The organism is Polynucleobacter sp. Adler-ghost (assembly GCF_018688495.1).
In the GTDB taxonomy this organism is placed as follows: Bacteria; Pseudomonadota; Gammaproteobacteria; order Burkholderiales; family Burkholderiaceae; genus Polynucleobacter.
The window spans coordinates 790,624-807,334 of the sequence record NZ_CP061320.1; the positions used below are offsets into that span (position 1 = coordinate 790,624).

The window sequence follows — 16,711 nt, forward strand, 5'->3', positions numbered from 1 at the left end:
TTTTGTAGTGGAGTAATTGATAATTTTGTAGCTTCTTAGGACTTACCAGACGAACGACTCAGGACCATTTTGAATCTCGCAAATTACTTTCCTGTTCTGCTTTTTATCCTTGTAGGTATTGGGGTTGGTTTAGTACCCATGTTCCTCGGAAAAATATTGGCTCCTTCGAAGCCAGACGCTGAAAAATTGTCGCCTTACGAGTGCGGCTTTGAGGCATTCGAAGATGCGCGTATGAAATTCGACGTACGCTACTACCTCATCGCCATCCTATTTATCTTATTTGACTTAGAAACTGCATTCCTGTTTCCCTGGGGTGTAGCTCTGCGGGATATTGGCTGGTTCGGTTATGCCTCTATGGTGATTTTCCTATTGGAATTTATTGTGGGCTTCGTATATATCTGGAAAAAGGGCGCTCTCGACTGGGAGTGATCGATATGGCATTAGAAGGCGTTCTCAAAGAAGGATTTGTTACCACTACTGCGGACCAGTTAATTAACTGGACTCGTAATGGTTCTTTATGGCCAATGACATTCGGCCTTGCTTGCTGTGCTGTAGAAATGATGCACGCAGGCGCTTCCCGTTATGACTTGGATCGCTTTGGAGTGGTGTTCCGCCCATCTCCTCGTCAATCAGATTTGATGATTGTGGCAGGCACTTTGTGTAACAAGATGGCACCGGCGCTCCGTAAGGTTTACGATCAAATGCCTGAGCCTCGCTGGGTCATCTCTATGGGCTCCTGTGCTAATGGCGGTGGTTACTACCATAACTCCTATTCAGTAGTTCGCGGCTGTGACCGCATTGTGCCAGTCGATATTTACGTGCCTGGTTGCCCTCCTACTGCGGAAGCGTTGATCTACGGAATTATTCAGTTGCAATCCAAGATCGCTCGCACCAGTACGATTGCACGGAAGGCTTAATCCATGTCAGATCGTTTAGTTCAGCTCGCCGCCAATCTAGAAAAAGTTTTAGGTAAGCACGCGCAATCTATTGAGATTGCCTTGGGCGAAGTCACTGTGGTACTTCATGCATGCACCTACTTTGAATCTGCCATGTTATTGCGCGATGAGCCATCATTGGCCTTTGAGCAATTGATTGATTTGTGTGGCGTGGATTACCAGGACTACCGAGACGGGCAGTGGAGTGGTCAGCGTTTTGGCGTAGTGACTCATCTTTTATCTGTTGCTCATAACTGGCGTCTGCGTGTGCGCGTATTTGCAGCAGAAGATGCCCACCCAGTAGTTGCCTCTCTCACCCCAGTATGGGCTTCGGCTAATTGGTTTGAGCGTGAGGCATTTGACCTGTACGGTATTTTGTTTGATGGTCATGAAGACTTGCGCCGCATCTTGACTGATTATGGTTTCATCGGTCATCCATTTAGAAAAGATTTCCCAATCTCTGGCAACGTAGAAATGCGTTATGACCCAGAGTTAAAGCGTGTGGTGTATCAGCCAGTCACAATCGAAGCGCGTGAAATCACGCCACGTATCGTGCGCGAAGAGCAGTACGGAGGCCCGGTTTAAGTCATGGCACAAATCAAGAACTACACCCTCAACTTTGGACCTCAACATCCTGCCGCCCACGGCGTATTGCGTCTCGTGTTAGAGCTTGATGGAGAGGTGATCCAACGCGCTGATCCGCACATTGGTTTATTACATCGCGCTACAGAAAAATTAGCAGAGACTCGTACCTGGATTCAGAACGTTCCTTACATGGACCGTTTGGACTACGTATCCATGATGGCAAACGAGCATGCTTACGTAATGGCCATTGAGAAGTTGCTGCAAGTAGATGTGCCTTTGCGTGCGCAGTACATCCGGGTGATGTATGACGAGCTAACACGTTTGCTAAACCACCTCTTGTGGATTGGTTGTCATGGCCTAGACGTTGGTGCCATGGCCGTGTTCCTGTACGCCTTCCGCGATCGTGAAGATATTTTCGACATGTACGAAGCCGTATCCGGAGCGCGTATGCATGCTGCTTATTACCGTCCGGGCGGGGTCTATCGTGACCTGCCAACACAAATGGCGCAATACTCAAAGTCTAAGATTCGTAGCACCTCTGCCATTAAGCGTTTGAATGAAAACCGCAGCGGTACATTGCTTGATTTCATTGAGCAATTCTCCAATGGTTTTGATGCCAACGTGGACGAGTATTGCAATCTCTTAACTGACAACCGCATTTGGAAGCAGCGCTTGGTTGGTATTGGTGTTGTGACTCCTGAGCGCGCTTTGCAGCTTGGCTTCACTGGCCCTATGTTGCGTGGTTCCGGTATTGAGTGGGATTTGCGTAAAAAGCAGCCTTATGAAACTTACGACAAACTCGACTTTGATATTCCTGTTGGCGTTAATGGCGACTCTTATGATCGTTATTTAGTTCGCATGGAAGAGATGCGTCAATCGAACCGCATCATTAAACAGTGCGTAGCTTGGCTCAAGGCAAATGATGGTCCTGTCATGAGCGACAACCATAAGGTATCTCCGCCAAAGCGTGTGGATATGAAAACCAATATGGAAGAGTTGATTCACCATTTCAAACTCTTTACTGAAGGTATGCACGTTCCTGATGGTGAGGCTTACTCTGCTGTTGAGCATCCAAAAGGTGAGTTTGGTATTTACTTGATTTCTGATGGTGCGAATAAGCCCTACCGTATGAAGATTCGAGCACCAGGGTTTGTGCATCTCTCAGCAATGGATGAGATGTCACGTGGTCACATGTTGGCTGATGCTGTAACTATTATTGGAACCCAAGATATCGTGTTCGGGGAGATTGACCGCTAATACAGCGCGCCAAGGATGAATTCATGACAACAACTCTTCAACTATCTGATAAAACGCTTGCAGATATTGCACGTAATATTGCGAAGTATCCTCCAGAGCAAAAACAATCTGCTGTGATGGCATCTTTAATTGCTGCTCAAACTGAAGTGGGTTGGGTTTCACCAGAGGTGATTGAAACAGTTGCCCAAATTTTAGAAATGCCAACTATTGCAGTAGATGAAGTAGCTACTTTCTACAATATGTATGACACCAAGCCGATTGGTAAGTACAAGCTGGTGATCTGCACAAACCTACCTTGCCAGCTATCGCATGGTGAGACTGCGGCAAGCTATTTAAAAGAAACGCTTGGCATTGGCTACAACGAAACAACTTCTTGCGGCACCTTCACTTTAAAAGAGGGTGAGTGCATGGGTGCTTGCGGTGATTCTCCAGTGCTGTTGGTAAACAACAAGCGCATGTGTAGCTTTATGAGTAAAGAAAAGATTGATGCGCTGTTAAGCGAACTTCGTGCAGAAGGGAAAGCAGTATGACTAGCTTGCACGATAGACACATTAAGCCTTTGATCCTAGCGGGATTGAATGGTGAAAACTGGCGTTTAAAAGATTACGAAAGCCGAGGCGGTTATCAACAACTGCGTCGCATCATCAATGATCAGCTTGCACCAGACGCCATCATTGCTGAATTAAAGGCATCTTCATTACGTGGTCGTGGAGGCGCAGGCTTCCCCACTGGATTGAAGTGGAGCTTTATGCCCCGTCAGTTCCCTGGCCAAAAATATTTAGTTTGCAATAGTGACGAAGGTGAGCCGGGTACATTTAAAGACCGCGACATCATGCGTTATAACCCGCATGCCTTAATTGAGGGCATGATTATTGGTGCCTACACTATGGGTATCTCTGTAGGCTACAACTATATTCACGGTGAAATTTGGGAAGTCTATTCTCGCTTCGAGGAGGCTCTTGAAGAAGCCCGTGCTGCTGGATATCTTGGCGATAAGATCATGGGAAGCGATTTCAACTTCCAATTGCATGCTTCTCCGGGTTGGGGTGCCTATATCTGCGGTGAAGAAACTGCGCTCTTAGAGTCACTTGAAGGTAAGAAGGGTCAACCACGCTTTAAGCCGCCATTCCCTGCCAGCTTTGGTTTGTATGGCAAGCCAACCACTATTAATAACACTGAAACATTTGCTGCTGTGCCATTCATCATGGCAATCGGCGGTCCTGCGTATTTAGAGTTGGGCAAGCCGAATAATGGCGGTACAAAAATATTCTCCATCTCCGGTGATGTCACTTATCCAGGTAACTATGAGATTCCGTTGGGCACACCATTTGCTGAGTTATTAAAGCTTGCTGGTGGGATGCGCGATGGCATTCCATTGAAAGCTGTGATTCCTGGTGGATCGTCTGCCCCAGTGATTCCGGGTGCTGAGATGATGACCCTCACCATGGATTACGACAGTATTGCAAAAGCCGGTTCCATGTTGGGATCTGGCGCAGTCATCGTCATGAACGAAACGCGCTGCATGGTTCGCGCTTTAGAACGTCTGTCCTACTTCTATCACGAAGAGTCTTGTGGTCAGTGCACTCCTTGTCGTGAAGGTACTGGCTGGCTATGGCGCATTGTTCACCGCATTGAGCACGGCGAAGGTCGTCCAGAAGATTTAGATTTGTTAAATGATGTAGCAGCCAATATTCAAGGCCGTACGATTTGCGCTTTGGGTGATGCAGCCGCTATGCCTGTTCGTGGCATGTTGAAGCATTACATGGATGAATTTGTGTATCACGTAGAACATAAGCGCTGCTTAGATTCTGTTAAACCTTTATAAGACATTGAGCACGGGACATCTTAAAGTGAGCATGGTTGAAATCGAATTAGATGGTAAGTTGGTAGAGGTTCCACAAGGTTCGATGGTGATGCACGCCGCGAACAAGCTTGATACGTATATTCCGCACTTCTGTTATCACAAGAAATTATCTATCGCCGCTAACTGCCGTATGTGTTTGGTAGAGGTAGAGAAAGCACCAAAACCGTTGCCAGCTTGTGCAACACCAGTGACGCAAGGTATGAAGGTGTTTACGCACTCAGCTAAGGCAGTAGAGGCGCAGCGCTCAGTGATGGAGTTTTTGCTGATTAACCATCCCTTGGATTGCCCAATTTGCGATCAGGGTGGTGAGTGCCAGCTACAAGATTTAGCGGTGGGTTACGGTAAATCAAATTCACGCTACGAAGAAGAGAAGCGTGTTGTATTCCATAAGAATGTAGGTCCACTTATCTCCATGCAGGAGATGACCCGTTGTATTCACTGTACTCGTTGCGTGCGTTTTGGCCAAGAGGTTGCCGGTGTCATGGAATTGGGTATGGTCAATCGCGGTGAGCATTCTGAAATCACTACTTTTGCCGGTCAAACCATTGATTCAGAGTTATCTGGAAATATGATTGACATTTGCCCAGTAGGAGCCTTAACAAGCAAGCCATTCCGTTACGCAGCGCGTACTTGGGAATTGGGTCGCAAGCGTTCAGTAAGCCCGCATGACAGCCTAGGTGCCAACACTACGATTCAAACAAAATCTAATAAAGTCATGCGTGTCGTTGCTTTAGAGAATGATGCAATTAACGAATGCTGGATTAGCGATCGTGATCGCTTTGCTTATGAAGGTTTGAATAGTGCTGATCGTGTAACAACACCCATGGTGAAGCAGGGCGGTCACTGGCTCGAGACTGATTGGCAGTCTGCAATGGATTATGTTGCTCACTCACTCAAAACTATTTCGTCTGAGAGTGGTCCTGAAGCAGTGGCTGCTCTAGCGCATCCAATCTCTAGTACTGAAGAGTTGTACCTTCTCCAAAAGATGATTCGTGGTTTGGGCTCCAATCAAGTCGAGACTCGCTTACGTCAAACTGATATAAAGGGTTCTGCCTCTGCCCCATGGTTGGGTATGCCGATTAGCAAATTAAGTGAGTTAGACCGGGTTCTAGTAATCGGTAGCTTCTTGCGTAAGGAGCAGCCATTAATTGCTGCACGTTTACGTACTGTGGCTAAACGTAGTTTGCAAGTTTCACGTATAGATGTAGGTGGCGATGATTGGTTGATTCCCGCCACTGCTATTGCCGCAACTCCAAGTGCATGGATCAATGCATTAGGCGAAGTTGCATTGGCAGTCGCTAAAGCTAAATCTGTTTCTGCTCCAACTGGTACACCTAACTTAACAGTGTCTGCTACTGCGCAAAAGATTGCGGATAGCTTGCTTTCTGGCACAGCTACTTCAGTATTGCTGGGCTCGGCCGCAATAGCCCATCCATATGCATCTGATTTACATGTGCTAGCGCAATTCATTGCTGAGCAGACTGGCGCAACTTTAGGTTTCTTGCCAGTTGGTGGCAACGCTGTAGGTGCTAGCTTGGTAAACGCCAACGGCGCTGGCGTTGAATCCGTTTTATCTGGTGAGCGCCGCGCTGTGATCCTGATGAATATCGAGCCCGATGCGGATTTACCCAATCCTGCGCAAGCACGTGCTGCATTGGCTAAAGCGAATACAGTGATTGCTCTAAGTGCCTACAAGAGTGCTGATCTATTGGAGGTGGCTGATGTCATTCTGCCTATCGCCACATTCACAGAAACAGTATCCACTTTTGTCAACGCAGAAGCTCGGACGCAAACTATTCAGCCAGCTGTAAAACCTTTGGGCGATTCTCGTCCAGCATGGAAGGTTCTCCGTGTTCTTGGCGGCTTATTGAATTTAGATGGTTTCCTCTACAACATGCCTGAAGAAGTTTTGGGTGAAGCCCTAGGTGATCACTACTGCACGAAGCTTAGCAATCAATCTGTAGTCACTAGTCTGTCTAATGGCAAGGCCACTCCATCAGCAGGTTTAGAGCGCTTATCTGATGTGGGTATTTATGCCGGCGATCAAATCGTGCGTCGTTCATCTGCATTACAGTTAACACGTGATGCAAAGCGTGGCAATCAAGTTGGCTTGGGTCAAGCACTCTTCAATGAGTTGGGCTTGAAAGAGGGTGATGCTGTGCGAGTGACTCAAGGTAGTCAGTCTGCAGATTTGCCTGCCACATTAGAAGTGAACCTAGCCAAGGGTGCCGTCAGAATTTCTGCAGGCACTATGGCTAGCGCTCAATTGGGATCGATGTTTGGTCCCGTAACAGTTAGTAAGGCATAAGGGACGAGATGGATAATTTCTTGAACCTCGTTACCACCCAGGGTGAGGCTATCTTTGGCTCGCTATGGCCACTTGTTTGGGCTTTGCTACGCATTGTGATCATCATATTGCCGATGTTTGCTGCCGTTGCTTATATGACTCTTTGGGAGCGTAAGCTAATCGGCTGGATGCATATCCGCCTTGGACCAAACCGCGTTGGTCCTTTGGGATTGCTGCAACCGATTGCCGATGCCTTGAAATTATTGATGAAGGAGATCATTTCTCCAACCCAAGCAAGTAAAGTGCTGTATTTCATTGCACCAGTCATGGTGATCATGCCGGCCTTTGCTGCTTGGGCTGTGATTCCTTTTCAGGCCAAAATGGTCTTGGCTGATGTGAATGCTGGATTACTGTATGTGATGGCCATCTCATCCATTGGTGTTTATGGCGTGATCTTAGCTGGTTGGTCATCTAACTCTAAATATCCATTCCTTGGAGCCATGCGTGCTTCAGCCCAAATGATTTCTTATGAAATCGCTATGGGCTTTGCGCTAGTTACGGTCTTATTGACTTCCGGTTCTTTGAACTTAAGCACGATTGTGGCCTCACAAGAGCAGGGCTATTTCGCCAGCATGGGCTTGAACTTCCTCTCTTGGAACTGGTTGCCCTTGCTCCCGATGTTCCTGATTTACTTCATCTCTGGCGTTGCTGAAACGAATCGTCATCCATTTGACGTGGTTGAAGGTGAGTCTGAGATTGTTGCGGGCCACATGGTTGAGTATTCCGGTATGGCGTTTGCGATGTTCTTCTTGGCTGAATACGCCAACATGATCTTGATCGCTGCTCTAGCATCCACCATGTTCTTGGGTGGTTGGTTGCCGATTGTGGATTTACCAATCCTGCGCGATATCCCTGGCTTCTTCTGGTTGTTTGCCAAAACCTTCTTCCTTTTGTCTTGCGTTATCTGGTTGCGCGCTACATTGCCACGCTATCGCTATGACCAGATTATGCGTTTGGGTTGGAAGATCTTTATTCCCATCTCCGTATTCTGGGTAGTTGTCGTTGGCGCATGGGTTGTATCTCCGTTGAATATTTGGAAATAAGTTGATCAATCATGTTTAAGAAAATTTCCCAATTCCTTGATAGCTTGATGCTGAAAGATATTTTGGTCGGTATGTCGATTACCGGTCGCTATCTTTTTAAGCCAAAAATTACGATTCAATACCCTGAAGAGAAGACGCCTCAGTCTGTTCGCTTCCGCGGTTTACATGCATTACGCCGTTATGAGAATGGTGAAGAGCGTTGTATTGGTTGCAAACTGTGTGAAGCAGTTTGTCCTGCTTACGCAATCACAATCGAAACAGCTGAGCGCGATGACGGTACGCGTCGCACCAGCCGCTATGACATTGATTTGACAAAGTGTATTTTCTGCGGCTTCTGTGAAGAAGCCTGTCCGGTTGATGCTATTGTCGAAACCAATATTTTCGAGTATTTCGGTGAGAAACGCGGCGACCTCTATTTCACTAAAGACATGCTCTTGGCAGTAGGCGATAAGTATGAAAAAGATATTGCCGCTAACCGCGCAGCTGATGCGCCTTATCGTTAATCGAATCGAGCACAAGAACATATGACATTCGATACTTCTACTTTATTCGCAGCATTCTTTTATGCTTTCGCTGGCCTTTTAGTGGTCTCTGCAGTGCGCGTGATTACTGCGCGCAATCCAGTCCATGCCGCACTCTTTTTGGTTCTTGCTTTCTTCTGCGCTTCTGGCCTGTGGATGCTACTGAAAGCAGAGTTCCTCAGCTTAGCCTTAATTCTGGTGTATGTTGGCGCTGTGATGGTGCTCTTCCTTTTCGTGGTCATGATGCTGGATCTGGATCTCGAGCATTTACGTCGCGATTTTAAGAAATTCCTTCCCGTAGCTTTCTTGATGGGTGCTGTCATCGTATTAGAGCTATCGATCGTCTTGATTCGCAGCTTTATCGGCACTAACACTCCAGTACAGCCCATGCTTGAAGAGATGGCTACAAGCAATACACAAGCTTTAGGCATGTTGATCTTCGTTGACTATGTTTATGCCTTCGAGGTTGCTGGCGTGATTCTGTTAGTGGCCATCATTGCTGCTGTTGCATTGACCTTACGCAATCGCAAGGATTCGAAAGCCCAAAATATTCATGAGCAGGTGAGCGTAAATTCTGCTGATCGTATGCGCATCATCAAGATGGATTCTGATATGGCTGCAAAGCAAGATGCCCGTGGGGAAAAGAAATGACTATTACCCTCGCTCATTATTTAGTGCTCGGCGCAATCTTGTTTGCGACTAGCGTGATTGGTATTTTCTTAAACCGCAAGAATATCATCGTGCTTTTAATGGCAATTGAATTAATGCTCCTTTCGGTGAACATGAACTTTGTAGCCTTCTCTCACTATTTGGGTGATATGGCTGGTCAGGTATTCGTATTCTTTATTTTGACTGTGGCTGCTGCTGAGGCGGCAATCGGTTTGGCAATTTTGGTTGTTCTCTTCCGTAAGGTAGATACCATCAATGCTGAAGACCTTGACCACCTAAAAGGCTAGTCATGCAATTGACCTTAACTCTTCCTGTTCTCTGTGCAATTCCGCTGGCGCCATTATTTGGCTCAGCCATTGCTGGATTGTTCGGTACCAAATTAGGTGGTAACCGCATTGGTAACGGCGCCTGCCAGTTCGTGACTATCTTAGGTGTGATGATTGCTTTCGTTCTGTCTTGTTTTGTGCTCGTACAAGTCATGGATGGTTTCTATTTCAATGGCACTGTCTATCGCTGGATGCAGTTGGGCGAGCTCAATCTGGATATTGGCTTCTTGATTGATCCATTAACTGCCACCATGATGTGTGTAGTGACCTTTGTCTCTTTGATGGTTCACATCTATACCATTGGTTATATGAAAGGTGAGGAGGGTTACAACCGCTTCTTCTCCTACATTTCACTCTTTACCTTTGCTATGTTGATGCTCGTAATGAGTAACAACCTCTTGCAACTCTTTTTCGGTTGGGAAGCGGTAGGCGTGGTTTCTTATTTGTTGATTGGCTTCTACTACGAGCGTCAATCTGCGGTATTTGCCAATATGAAGGCTTTCTTGGTCAACCGTGTTGGTGACTTTGGTTTCATTCTCGGTATCGGTTTACTTCTGGCCAGTACTGGATCCATGAACTACGACGTGATCTTTGCTCAGAACACTGCTTTGGCTGCACAAACCTTGCCTGGCACGAGCTGGAATTTGGTAACCGTCGCCTGTATCTGCCTCTTCATTGGCGCGATGGGTAAATCAGCTCAGTTCCCATTGCACGTATGGTTACCAGATTCCATGGAAGGCCCAACCCCAATATCTGCATTGATTCATGCGGCAACGATGGTTACAGCTGGTATCTTCATGGTGTCACGCATGTCACCTTTATTTGAGTTGTCTGATGCGGCGTTGAGCTTTATCTTAGTGATTGGCTCGATCACTGCGCTATTTATGGGTTTCTTGGGTATTGTTCAGACCGATATCAAGCGGGTAGTAGCGTACTCAACACTGTCTCAGTTGGGCTATATGACTGTTGCATTGGGCGTATCTGCTTATCCAATCGCCATCTTCCATCTGATGACGCATGCATTCTTCAAAGCGCTCTTATTCCTTGCAGCAGGTAGTGTGATATTGGGAATGCACCATGAACAAGATATGCGCAAGATGGGTGGTCTCTGGAAATACATGCCAATCACTTGCCTCATGATGTTGTTGGGTAACTTGGCACTAATTGGCACACCATTTTTCTCGGGCTTCTATTCAAAAGACTCCATTATTGAAGCGGTAGCAGCTAGCCATATTCCTGGATCTGGTTTTGCTTACTTCGCAGTCATGGCCAGCGTCTTTGTAACGGCTTTGTACTCATTCCGTTTGTATTTCTATGTGTTCCACGGTAAAGCCCGTTGGGGGCATGAAGATGCTCACGCGCACGATCACCATCATGCTCACCCAGAGCAAGGGGATGATCATGCGCACCATGGCTTAGCCCCCGGTCAAAAACCACATGAGTCTCCTTTTGTTGTTACTTTGCCGCTGATCTTGCTGGCAATTCCATCAGTCATTATTGGTTACTACACGATTACGCCTTTATTGTTTGGTACTTTCTTTGGCGACTCGATCTTTGTTGATATTGGCAAACATCCTGCCATGAAAGAACTTGCTGAAGAGTTCCATGGTCCGATTGCGATGGCAATGCATTCATTCACTTCACCAGTGTTGCTATTGGTGGTGCTGGGTGTACTCACTGCGGCAATTGGCTACCTCTGGGCTCCGAAGTTGCCTGGTGTGGTGGCTCAAGCATTTGCGCCAATCAAGAAGTTGATGGATAACAAATACTATCTCGATGATCTCAACCAGGCGGTGTTTGCCAAAGGTTTGCTATGGATCGGTGGCATCTTGTGGCACCGCGGTGATCAGCAGGCTATCGATGGTTTCTTGGTTAACGGTAGTGCGCATGCAGTAGGGCGCTTATCTGCAGTGATTCGCCATTTGCAATCCGGTTATCTCTATCACTATGCCTTCGCAATGATTGCGGGCTTGGCGGTCTTGCTAGCTTGGGTTTTGTACGCTTACCTGCCTTTTGTTCGCTAGGCCTTTGTTACTTAAGTAGCCATCATGACTCTCTCTTTTGCCATCTGGATTCCGATTTTCTTCGGCATCATTATTTTGTTCTACGGTTCGGAGAAGCCGACTGCCGGTGTTCGCTGGTTAGCTCTCGTGGGCTCTGTTCTTGGCTTCATCGCCACTCTGCCTTTGGTGATGGAATTTGATATTGCCAACCCTGGTATGCAGTTTGTTGAAAAGATGAGTTGGATTCCGCGTTACGACATTAACTACCACTTGGGTATCGACGGCATATCGGTTTGGTTTATTGTTTTGACCGCATTCATCAATATCTTCGTGGTGATTGCTGCTTGGGAAGTGATTGACAAGAAGGTTTCGCAATACATGGCCTCTTTCTTAATCCTTTCTGGATTGATGATTGGTGTATTTGCTGCCTTGGATGCTTTGTTGTTTTATGTATTCTTTGAAGCAACCCTCATTCCGATGTACATCATCATCGGGGTTTGGGGTGGTCACAACCGTATCTATGCGGCATTTAAGTTTTTCTTGTATACCTTGCTTGGCTCATTGCTGACCTTGATTGCCATGCTGTACTTGTATAACGCTACCAATACTTTTGATATCTTGGCTTGGCATAACGCCCGTCTAGATATTGTTGAGCAAATCCTACTATTCTTTGCCTTCTTCATGGCGTTTGCTGTGAAGGTGCCAATGTGGCCTTTGCATACTTGGTTGCCAGACGTTCACGTTGAAGCACCTACTGGTGGTTCCGTAGTCTTGGCTGCGATCATGTTGAAGCTTGGTGCTTATGGCTTCTTGCGTTTCTCATTACCAATTGCTCCGGACGCAAGTCAGTATCTTGGCCCGTTCATCATTTTCTTATCTTTAGTGGCTGTGATCTACGTAGGTGCAGTAGCGCTGGTTCAGAAAGACATGAAGAAACTGGTGGCCTACTCATCAGTAGCGCATATGGGTTTTGTGACTCTCGGCTTCTTCCTCTTTAGTCCCCTGGGTATCGAGGGCGGCATCGTGCAGATGATTTCTCATGGCTTTGTTGCGGGTGCCATGTTCCTTTCAATTGGCGTGTTGTATGACCGCATGCATACCCGTCAAATCGCTGATTACGGTGGCGTTGTACACCGCATGCCTGCATTTACAGCCTTTGCAGTCTTGATGGCGATGGCGAACTGCGGATTACCTGCTACTTCGGGTTTCGTGGGCGAGTTCATGGTGATTCTGGCTGCCGTGGATTACGACTTTGTGATTGGTATCCTGGCAGCAACCGCCTTGATTTTAGGTGCTGCTTACTCTTTATGGATGGTCAAGCGTGTATTCTTCGGCGCAATTACCAATCGGCATGTTGAGGAATTAAAAGATCTCAATGCGCGCGAGTATTTCATGATGGCAGCACTATCTATCTGTGTGATCGGTATGGGTGTTTATCCAAAGCCTTTTACCGACATCATTCATCCAGCTGTGATTAATCTGCTACAGCATGTTGCTGTTAGCAAACTCTGAGTAAAAGCTAATGCAAGCATTTGACCTATACGCCGTCCTGCCAGAACTCGTTTTACTTGTAGTCGCCTGTCTTTTGTTGGTGGCAAGCGTTTATGTTCCTGAGCGTCAGCCAGCAACCCCTGGTGTAGAGCAAGATATTTTCCATACGCCACGTGGTGTTGGCTTTGTTTACTTTTTCACCATCATCCTGTTGGTCTACTTGATTATTGCTTTTGTAGCTCGCATGGGAGACGTATCCATCGTAGCTATGAATGGCTTATTTCAGTCAGATCCCATATCAAACCTCTTGAAAGCTTGTTCATGTGCTGCGGTATTGGTGAGCTTGGTGTATTCAAAACAGTATCTGACTGATCGCGCATTATTCCGTCCTGATTTCATTGTCTTGGTTTTGTTAGCCTTGTTAGGTCAATTTGTATTAATCTCTGGCGCAAACCTACTGACACTCTATTTAGGTCTTGAGCTGATGGCTTTGCCAACCTATGCCCTGGTGGCGATGCGTCATAGCAGCGAGAAGAGTGTTGAAGCAGGCATTAAGTACTTTATTCTTGGAGCTCTGGCATCTGGTTTCTTACTCTACGGCATGTCTATGTTGTATGGCGTTACTGGATCACTAGATTTAATTGAGATCTTCCGCACTGTTGCTGATCCACGCGTCAATCATTTGGTTATGGCCTTCGGCTTGGTATTTATCATCTCCGGCTTAGCCTTTAAGTTGGGGGTTGTGCCGTTTCATATGTGGGTGCCGGATGTGTACCAAGGCGCTCCGACAGCGGTGACTTTAATGATTGCAGCTGCACCCAAGCTAGCTGCTTTTGCTTTGCTTTTCCGACTCCTGGTAAATACATTGTTGCCGCTGATGGGTGATTGGCAGCCAATGCTGGTGATTCTTGCCGTTTTATCCTTAGTAGTAGGTAACGTCACTGCTATTGCGCAAACCAATATTAAGCGGATGCTGGCTTATTCTGCGATTGCGCAAATGGGCTTTGTATTGCTCGGCATGTTGTCCGTGTTTGATGATCATGCATTTAGTGCATCCATGTTCTATGTCATTACCTATGTATTGACTACCTTGGGTAGCTTCGGTCTGCTCATGATGTTGTCACGCAAGGGCCATGATTGCGAAACGATTGACGACCTCAAGGGTTTAAATAAGCGTCACCCTTGGTTTGCCTTCATTGGCTTAGTAATGATGTTCTCTTTGGCTGGTATTCCGCCAACAGTGGGCTTTGCTGCCAAACTTGGCGTACTTGAAGCTCTCGTTGATGGCGAGCATACTTTCTTGGCCATTATTGCAGTGATCGCATCCTTGATTGGCGCCTTCTACTACTTGCGAGTGGTTAAGGTGATGTACTTTGATGAGCCAAAAGAAGAGCATGCTGCTGAGATTTCTGGATCTGGTTTTGCCCGCGGACTGTTGAGCTTGAATGCGATATTGGTTCTGGCTTTAGGGATCCTTCCAGCCGGGCTGATGGCTGTTTGCTTGGATGCAATGCGCCGCACTCTGCTAGGCTCATAGGCGGAATCATCAATTAACTTGCGATATAGGCTCCTCATCGGAGCCTTTTCTTTTGTTGTCACCCAGATTTTGTATGATGGACCTTCAATTAATGAAAGATGCACCATGACTGAAAAATCATTTAAAGACTTGCCAATTGGCGATGCCCATTTAAGGGAAGAGCGCTTGTCCGGTGAGGATATTTACGGTGGCATCTTTTTGAATATGAAGCGCGATCAAGTGAGTCTGCCAGATGGAAATCAGGCGGTGCGCGAGTATCTTACTCACCCAGGCGCAGTCGCTATTTTGGCGATCCTAGATGATGGCAGGGTACTGATGGAGCGCCAATATCGCTACCCCATTGCAAAGGCCTGTATTGAGATTCCTGCAGGTAAGTTGGAGATTGGTGAAGATCGATTGCTTTGTGCTCAACGAGAGCTTGAGGAGGAGACTGGCTACTCTGCAAGTAAATGGAGCTTTATACGCCGCATTCATCCAGTGATTTCGTATTCGACAGAATTTATTGACATCTATCTCGCTGAAGGTTTAGTCACTGGCAAAAGCCACTTGGATGATGAAGAGTTTTTGGATGTATTTGCTGCCCCTTTAGAGCAATTATTGGATTGGGTAGAGCAGGGTGAGATTACGGACGTCAAAACAACGATTGCGACCTATTGGTTGGATCGCTATCGTCGCGGTTTAGTGAGTCCTAAGCCTATCTCGGGCTAATCTAACTATCCCTTAAAATAGGGCTATTGAATTTGGTATTTTTGCCCCTATATAGGTCTTATGAAAGTTTATAACCTCGCTTGTCCACTGTCTCATCGCTTTGAGGGGTGGTTTGCCTCCGAAGAGGATTGCCTTGCACAGCAAGACAAGGGAATACTGGCGTGCCCTATTTGCGATAGCACGGAGATTTCCCGGATGCCATCGGCTCCCCATATTGCTAAATCAGGATCTAGTAAAGATACCCCGACTTCAACTGAGCTTGCCGTTGCCAGTTCAGCTGCAATGGATCCGGCTGGTGTCAGTGGCACATTAAGTGGTGATGTTGTTGCGTTGACTGGTAGTGACCATTCTCAGTTAGAGGCGCAGGTACAGGCAGCTTTTTTAAAGGGTATACGTGAGTTGATGGGGCGCTCTGAGGACGTTGGGAGTTCTTTTGCCGAAGAGGCTCGAAAAATTCACTATAAGGAATCTCCTGAGCGCAGTATCCGCGGTCAAACCACGCTTGACGAAGCCGAGGCTTTGCGTGATGAGGGGATTGAGGTATTGGCAATGCCTATGATGCCTGCCTTCAAAAACACCTTGCAGTAGCCAGCGCCTCCCTAATTCCCCTATACTTGGTGTGCACCCAGAGTCTGGATATCACCATTGATTAGGATAGGAGAATTACCCCATGAAACGCATTTTTCTAGCATTGTTTGCCGCTGTTCTAGTGCTCACCATTGCGGCTTGCTCCAAGTCCCCCGATACCAAAGAAATTAAGGTTGCTGTTTCTCCTGCATCTCCCCCCATGTTATTTGATGACAAAGGGCAGATTGTTGGCGTTGATATGGATATTTTCCAGGGCTTCTGCCAGTCTCGTGGATGTACTCTAAAAGTCACTCCGTACGATTGGGCAGGAATGTTGGGTGCTGTATCAAGCGGTCAGGCAGATGTGGCTTTCTCAGGAATTTCTATTACTGATAAGCGTAAAGAGGTGATGGATTTTTCTCAGCCTTACTATGACAATGCTTGGCATCTTGTCAGCATGAAAAATAAAAATATTCAGATCACTGATTTGAATCAACTGAAGAAATACTCTATCGGCTATCCACGTGGCATGGCTTACGATGACCTCATCAAGAATGAGCTAGAGCCAAAAGGCTACTATTCATTAAGTAAGGTTAAGCTCTACCCCTCATACGCAGAAGTGATTACCGATCTGCAGAATGGCAATTTGGACCTAGCCTTTATTGAGGAACCTGTATTTCTAAATTACGAAAATAAACTGCAGTTGCCGATTCAGAGTAGCTACGTATTTAAGGGTTTTGATAAGCTAGGTTTTGCTTTTGCTAAAGGCTCTAAGCTACGCGATGATTTTGATAAATACCTCAATGAACTGGGGCCAGAAAAAATCAAAGCCATTCTTGATAAGTGGATGAAGTAAGC

The 16,711-nt window shown here is 46.6% G+C and carries 17 protein-coding genes; all 17 read left to right on the plus strand.

Going from position 1 to position 16,711, the window contains the following annotated elements; all coding sequences use genetic code 11:
- Positions 1-69 precede the first annotated feature (69 nt).
- Positions 70-429 (plus strand): NADH-quinone oxidoreductase subunit A, encoded by a 360-nt coding sequence (locus ICV89_RS04160; RefSeq protein ID WP_011902892.1) that lies wholly within the window; start codon positions 70-72, stop codon positions 427-429.
- A gap of 5 nt (positions 430-434) precedes the next feature.
- Positions 435-917, plus strand: a complete 483-nt coding sequence (locus ICV89_RS04165; protein WP_011902891.1) for an NADH-quinone oxidoreductase subunit B family protein — start codon at positions 435-437, stop codon at positions 915-917.
- Positions 918-920: 3 nt separating this feature from the next.
- A complete protein-coding gene (locus tag ICV89_RS04170; protein WP_215309953.1) occupies positions 921-1,520 on the plus strand; it encodes an NADH-quinone oxidoreductase subunit C in 600 nt (199 codons plus the stop codon).
- 3 nt (positions 1,521-1,523) lie between these two features.
- Positions 1,524-2,777 carry an NADH-quinone oxidoreductase subunit D gene (locus ICV89_RS04175; RefSeq protein ID WP_215309955.1) on the plus strand — a complete coding sequence of 418 codons (1,254 nt, stop codon included), beginning with the start codon at positions 1,524-1,526 and terminating at the stop codon, positions 2,775-2,777.
- A 23-nt stretch (positions 2,778-2,800) separates the two neighbouring features.
- Entirely contained in the window at positions 2,801-3,307 is a 507-nt protein-coding gene (gene nuoE, locus ICV89_RS04180) for an NADH-quinone oxidoreductase subunit NuoE (protein WP_215309957.1), read from the plus strand.
- Complete coding sequence (gene nuoF, locus ICV89_RS04185) at positions 3,304-4,602, plus strand: NADH-quinone oxidoreductase subunit NuoF (protein WP_215309959.1); 1,299 nt, start codon at positions 3,304-3,306, stop codon at positions 4,600-4,602. The genes nuoE and nuoF overlap by 4 nt, the downstream gene beginning before the upstream one ends.
- A 31-nt stretch (positions 4,603-4,633) precedes the next feature.
- Positions 4,634-6,949 (plus strand): NADH-quinone oxidoreductase subunit NuoG, encoded by a 2,316-nt coding sequence (gene nuoG / locus ICV89_RS04190; RefSeq protein ID WP_215309961.1) that lies wholly within the window; start codon positions 4,634-4,636, stop codon positions 6,947-6,949.
- Positions 6,950-6,957: 8 nt separating this feature from the next.
- On the plus strand, positions 6,958-8,031 hold the full coding sequence (gene nuoH / locus ICV89_RS04195; RefSeq protein WP_215309963.1) for an NADH-quinone oxidoreductase subunit NuoH: 1,074 nt from the start codon (positions 6,958-6,960) through the stop codon (positions 8,029-8,031).
- Positions 8,032-8,042: 11 nt separating this feature from the next.
- Positions 8,043-8,534 carry an NADH-quinone oxidoreductase subunit NuoI gene (gene nuoI, locus ICV89_RS04200; RefSeq protein ID WP_215306593.1) on the plus strand — a complete coding sequence of 164 codons (492 nt, stop codon included), beginning with the start codon at positions 8,043-8,045 and terminating at the stop codon, positions 8,532-8,534.
- A gap of 21 nt (positions 8,535-8,555) precedes the next feature.
- Positions 8,556-9,203, plus strand: coding sequence for an NADH-quinone oxidoreductase subunit J (locus ICV89_RS04205; RefSeq protein ID WP_215309965.1), 648 nt, complete (start codon positions 8,556-8,558; stop codon positions 9,201-9,203).
- A complete protein-coding gene (gene nuoK, locus ICV89_RS04210; protein ID WP_015420930.1) occupies positions 9,200-9,508 on the plus strand; it encodes an NADH-quinone oxidoreductase subunit NuoK in 309 nt (102 codons plus the stop codon). Before ICV89_RS04205 ends, nuoK begins: the two co-directional genes overlap by 4 nt.
- A gap of 2 nt (positions 9,509-9,510) precedes the next feature.
- The gene (gene nuoL / locus ICV89_RS04215) at positions 9,511-11,571 is read left to right on the plus strand and encodes an NADH-quinone oxidoreductase subunit L (protein ID WP_215309967.1); all 2,061 of its coding nucleotides are present in this window, start codon (positions 9,511-9,513) and stop codon (positions 11,569-11,571) included.
- Positions 11,572-11,595: 24 nt separating this feature from the next.
- Positions 11,596-13,062: an NADH-quinone oxidoreductase subunit M gene (locus ICV89_RS04220; protein WP_215309969.1), complete on the plus strand. Its 1,467-nt coding sequence runs from the start codon at positions 11,596-11,598 to the stop codon at positions 13,060-13,062.
- A gap of 10 nt (positions 13,063-13,072) precedes the next feature.
- A complete protein-coding gene (gene nuoN / locus ICV89_RS04225) occupies positions 13,073-14,578 on the plus strand; it encodes an NADH-quinone oxidoreductase subunit NuoN (RefSeq protein ID WP_215309971.1) in 1,506 nt (501 codons plus the stop codon).
- Between the two features lie 105 nt (positions 14,579-14,683).
- Entirely contained in the window at positions 14,684-15,286 is a 603-nt protein-coding gene (locus tag ICV89_RS04230; RefSeq protein ID WP_215309973.1) for an NUDIX domain-containing protein, read from the plus strand.
- A gap of 60 nt (positions 15,287-15,346) precedes the next feature.
- Positions 15,347-15,874 carry a DUF1178 family protein gene (locus tag ICV89_RS04235; protein ID WP_215309975.1) on the plus strand — a complete coding sequence of 176 codons (528 nt, stop codon included), beginning with the start codon at positions 15,347-15,349 and terminating at the stop codon, positions 15,872-15,874.
- A gap of 82 nt (positions 15,875-15,956) precedes the next feature.
- On the plus strand, positions 15,957-16,709 hold the full coding sequence (locus ICV89_RS04240) for a transporter substrate-binding domain-containing protein (RefSeq protein ID WP_215309977.1): 753 nt from the start codon (positions 15,957-15,959) through the stop codon (positions 16,707-16,709).
- Positions 16,710-16,711: the final 2 nt, after the last annotated feature.